A 905-nucleotide genomic window follows, 5' to 3' on the forward strand; every position below is an offset into this window, starting at 1 on the left:
GGACGCAAATAACGTTCGTCAAACTCCACATAATCCTGCCAATTTAAATTAACGTATTGGAAAGAAATATCGAGAAACTCCCGGATAGAATAGGTTTCATTTGTCGCCACCACATAATCATCCGGTTCTTCCTGTTGTAACATTAACCACATCGCCCGCACATAATCCTTAGCATAACCCCAATCCCGTTTAGAATCAAGATTTCCTAGATAGAGTTTTTTCTGTTGTCCGGCAATAATTCGGGCCAAAGCGCGGGTAATTTTGCGCGTGACAAAAGTTTCTCCACGCCGGGGGGATTCATGGTTAAATAAAATGCCGTTACAGGCAAATAAGTCGTAGGATTCCCGATAGTTGATTGTTTGCCAGTGACCGTAAACTTTCGCGCAAGCGTAGGGACTGCGGGGATAAAATGGCGTGGTTTCTTTTTGGGGAACTTCCATGACTTTCCCGAACATTTCCGAGGAACCTGCTTGATAGAAACGCACTTCGATGCCGGTTCTTTTTTGGTAATCCCGAATTGCTTCTAGTAATCTTAAAACTCCCACCCCCACAGCATCAACGGTGTATTCTGGGGCATCAAAACTAACTCGCACATGGGATTGTGCGCCTAAATTATACACTTCTACCGGTTGCACTTGTTCGAGGATACGCCGCAGGGTCGTCCCGTCGGTGAGGTCGCCATAATGAAGAAATAATTTAGCATCTGGCTGGTGGGGGTCAATGTAGATATGATCGATGCGATCGGTGTTAAAAGTTGAGGTACGACGGATGATACCGTGGACTTCATAGCCTTTTTCTAATAATAATTCGCTCAGATAGGAACCATCTTGACCGGTGATGCCGGTAATTAGGGCGCGTTTAGCTTCAGTCATCAGTAATTTACCTAATCGGAAAGAATAAAGACC

General features: G+C 44.9%; 1 protein-coding gene. It reads right to left on the reverse strand.

Going from position 1 to position 905, the window contains the following annotated elements:
- Nucleotides 1-872: GDP-mannose 4,6-dehydratase (gmd, locus tag MiAbW_RS19130; RefSeq protein WP_151697352.1), on the reverse strand; the 872-nt coding region annotated here is incomplete at its 3' end.
- Between the last annotated feature and the right edge of the window lie 33 nt (nt 873-905).

It is taken from the genome of Microcystis aeruginosa NIES-4325 (assembly GCF_008974145.1).
In the GTDB taxonomy this organism is placed as follows: Bacteria; Cyanobacteriota; Cyanobacteriia; order Cyanobacteriales; family Microcystaceae; genus Microcystis; species Microcystis aeruginosa_G.